The sequence below is a fragment of the Anaerorhabdus sp. genome (assembly GCF_036641015.1).
GTDB lineage: Bacteria > Bacillota_I > Bacilli_A > Erysipelotrichales > Erysipelotrichaceae > Anaerorhabdus.
In genome coordinates, this window is the sequence record NZ_JAVWFO010000086.1 from 1 (window position 1) to 4295 (window position 4295).

Consider the following 4295-nt stretch of genomic DNA (forward strand, 5'->3'; position numbering starts at 1 on the left):
TCTTCAACTTTTTTCAAATATTCATCTTTATATTTTGAATATTGTGGATATAATTGATTATTTGCTATTTTCATATATTTTTCTCCCTTAAAAAATCTTCATAATTTCGTATATAATCTTCTTCTTTATAACCTTCACTTGCTAAAACCATCAAAATCGCATCATCATGATATGTTAAAGTATGCCATATAAGTGGACCGCAAACCAAGCCAATATGAGGATCATCTAACAAATAACTTTCTTTATTTCCATCTAAATCCTCACAATATACTTCAATCTTTCCTTTTAAAACAAAAAATATTTGATTTAAACTTTTATGTGCATGATACCCTCTTACGTTACCTTCTTTTGTATTGATAACCGTGTATACTCTCTTTATATCAAAGGGTAATCCAGTATTTCTTTCAATAGCGCTTAGATATCCATCTTCCTCACTGCCATGTGCTTTAAAAGCTTGTAAATATACATTATTCATTATCTTTACCTTCAATTACATTTTCAATAATATATAGAGGTCTTTTCCGTGTTTCATCAAGATTTCTCCACATGTATTCTCCAATAATTCCAAGCATAATCATTTGTACACCTGCAAGCACAAGCACAACCACAATCAACGAAGTCCATCCTGCTACATCCGTGCCGCGAACAAATTTATCAATTATAAAGTAAACTGCTGCAATGAACCCAGTTATACTCATTAGAAATCCAAAAACACTAATCCATCGAATTGGTGTATGTGAGAATACAATAAATGTATCCACGAATAAATCAAAACGTTTTTTATACGACCACATTGATTCGCCTTTCTTGCGTTCCATTCGTGTATACTCAATAACTTTAGGCTTATATCCTGTCCAAATTAATTGGACATAGATCGAAGAGTTTTTTTCTTGCATATTCACAAGTATCTCTGCAACATCTTTATCCATCAAAAAGAAATCAAATCCTTGTTGTGGATAATCATCAATAACTAGTTTTCTTACAATTCTGTAGTAAGTATTCGCAAAGAAATTCTTAATCCAAGGTTCATTTCTTTTATTTCTAGCTGCAATAACAACTTTTTCTCCTTGTTCCCAATTGCTTATCATTTCAGTAATTAGATATGGAGGATCTTGAAGGTCTGCACTCATAACTGCAATTGCATCACCTGTAGCAACACTCATACCTGCTACAATCGCTCTAAATTCTCCAAAATTACGAGATAATTTTACGATTCTAATTCTTGAGTCCTTGTTTTGAGCTTTCTTTAGTTCCAACAAAGTATTATCCTTAGAACCATCATCTACAAATACCACTTCGAATAAGATATCTTCTCTTTTGTCTAAAACATCACGTTTTAAAACTGAATAGGTTTCTGGAATATTTAGTTCATTAAAATAACACGGTATAACGATAGATACTTTTTTCATAGCTTACCCCTTAACTTCAGAAGATTCTTTTTTCTTCTTTTGATTTGTATTAATTCGAATGAAATTAGTAATCCCGCTAAAACTAATCCCACCCCACTGAGCATAACACCTATTTTAAATCCTTTTGGTGTAAAATACATCTCTATACTATTATCTCCTTTTTCAATAGGAATTCCAATAAATCCACCATTTACTTCATATTTTTTTACTTCTTGCCCATTGACTAATACTTTCCAACCTTCGTCAAAAGGCAATGTAATAACCATAAAGCTCTTTTCGTCAGATATCACAGTTCCTGTCAGTTGGTTCCCTCCATACTGAACATTTTCTAAATTCACACTAGTTGAAGTTTTAAGATAACTAGAAATTTCTTCTAAGTCTTTTTCTTCAGCAACAATAGTATTATTTAATTCTGATACTACAGTTTTGTTTTCAATAAAATCTACCGATGATATGACTTTGGAATACGTAGTTCCTAATGCTCTATAATTCTGATTTTCATATATCTTTATACTACCTCTATAATTATCATCAACTAATTTCCAATCTATAACGGGAGGCAGTTCATTTTCATTTAAAACTAATGCATATTTTACATTCAAGAAACTCATCACTTCTGGATCTGTAATATTGAAAATCATAGCTGAAGAATAATCAATTATTTGTGGCGCAAGTTCTTTCAACTTATTCACACTTGGTGAATAGGTTGAGAAATAAACCATAAGTCCATTCAATTGGTAAGCAATTGACATGTTGTGACTATAATACCAATAAATAGAATCATGTGGAACATATACTCTATAATATTGTCCATAATTATCTTCATTTAAGTAATCTAAATGATTATTTAATTCACCCTCTTCATCTTGAAGAACGTGAGTCACTTGTTCAAAAAATTCATAAGTTCCCTTGCCACTTAAATCCATATTTGTAATATAGAGAATTGATCCAAAAATAGAAAATTCAACAACTGTTAATATCACAAGAATCTTTATTGTATTTTTGAATTTCTTAATTAGTAAGAACGAGATTAATGCGATTACTAGTGAACATCCAATGAATAAAGTCCATTGCATCAAAAACTGATTAAGCAATTCACTCGTAGTACCACTAAGTATTGCTGTTATTGGCACTATTAGGATGACAAATATACAAATACCAACTGTTATTCTCTTAAAAATAGATTTATCAAACAGTTCAAAATTATTCAACAGATGACAAGTAGTAATAATATTTAGAAAAACAAGTAAGAAAACCCATCTAAATGATGGTTCACTAAATCCATGCATCACTGCATTTCCCATAGGGATGATAGCAATAATTATTAATATACCATATAGAATAAAAGAAGCATTCTTAAATATTTTGTCTTTATACGCAAATATTTGACATGTAAGTAATGAAACGATTGATCCTGCATATAAACAAATTTCTCTAGTTACATGCCAGTTTGTTTCAAAAACATTATTCCTATAAATATAAAGATAATTAGGCGCAAACATTGATGCTAGCAAATGAAGATACACTTGTTTTTCACCAAATAGTAAATCAAAACTAATTCCAATTCGATTGTTTCCACTCATATAGAATATAGTAGGAAGTAAGATTGCACTACATATTAATACTCCTATTAAGTAAACACCAATTATTTTAAATGTGTTTTTAAAATAGTTATTAAATCCTTTATTAATTAAATAATAACGATATGTAAAGTATATCGTAGTAAATAGAGAGAGTGTATAAAAATAATACCAATTTGAAATTAGTAAAATTGTTACCATTACTAAAAATAATATTTTCTTATTATCCCTAATATATCTTTCTATTCCTAAAAAATACAATGGTACTAAACAATAAAACGAATGAAACATCAATTGACCACTAAAGAAAATCGCCCATCCGCTGAAGGCAAAAGCTAATGCTCCGATATAACGGATTTTAGTCTCTATTTTCATCTCTTTTAGTAGAAAATACATTGAATATGATGATACGAAGAATTTAATTATTTCGAAAAGTAAAGTTTTGTCAAAAAAATTCATTTGCTGAACAAGCAATGTTAACCAAGTAAAAATATCACCAAAATTGTAAAATGTTTGGGATGCCCAATAGTTGGTTCCTAAAAACATGGACCATGAATAAAATGGAAGTGTTCCTGTTTTAAAAAAGTTATTCATTAAATTTGTGAATTCCATATTAAAAAACACTTGTTCTGGCTTTAAATCAGTTCCGTAAATAACAGGTAAATGATTAAGAATGTTTGGTAAAAACATCGCTAAACACACAATACTCGTGAGTATACCCAAAATTAATAAATGTTTAAATTCTTTCTTCATCTTAATCACCTGTTACATTATACTGTACCTTTACATTTTTACAAAATTAATATTAATTCTTGAAATAATCTTCTCTTATGATATTTTGTCCAACCATGATCAGGTTAAATACTTTATCATTTATCAATTCAACCTCTTCTTCACTAAGATTTGAATTTGAAAATACTTGTTTCGTCGCATCATAATACCCCTTATCCGTCATCCATGAATAGTCTTGAAATAAAACAAAACCTTTTTCATCGGATAATGCATCTCTTCCAATCACCATTTGTCCATCAATATCTAATCCAAAAAGATTTGCTAGTGTCGGATAAATATCAAATGTCGATGTGATATCTGTTACCTCTTTATGTTCAATTTCAGGTGACCATATGATAAATGGTGTCTTATATATCTCATTTCCAATATCGCTACCAAATAATTCATTAATTGCGTCTTTAGTTAATCCATATGGATAGTGATCACCATATAAAGCAATTACAGTGTCTTCCAGTAGACCATCTCTTTCAAGATCAGAAATTAATTCTGTTAATCCAGACTCTAATGTTCTTTG

4 protein-coding genes are annotated in these 4295 nt (G+C 29.5%); all 4 read right to left on the reverse strand.

Annotated elements, in window-relative coordinates:
- Positions 1-70: 70 nt before the first annotated feature.
- Positions 71-475, reverse strand: a complete 405-nt coding sequence (locus RR430_RS08995; RefSeq protein WP_332508980.1) for a sugar 3,4-ketoisomerase — start codon at positions 473-475, stop codon at positions 71-73.
- Positions 468-1409, reverse strand: coding sequence for a glycosyltransferase family 2 protein (locus RR430_RS09000; RefSeq protein ID WP_332508982.1), 942 nt, complete (start codon positions 1407-1409; stop codon positions 468-470). The genes RR430_RS08995 and RR430_RS09000 overlap by 8 nt, the downstream gene beginning before the upstream one ends.
- Positions 1406-3742 carry a YfhO family protein gene (locus tag RR430_RS09005; protein WP_332508984.1) on the reverse strand — a complete coding sequence of 779 codons (2337 nt, stop codon included), beginning with the start codon at positions 3740-3742 and terminating at the stop codon, positions 1406-1408. Before RR430_RS09005 ends, RR430_RS09000 begins: the two co-directional genes overlap by 4 nt.
- Positions 3743-3794: 52 nt before the next feature.
- Positions 3795-4295 (reverse strand): sulfatase-like hydrolase/transferase (locus tag RR430_RS09010; protein ID WP_332508986.1); only part of this gene is annotated, 501 nt, incomplete at its 5' end.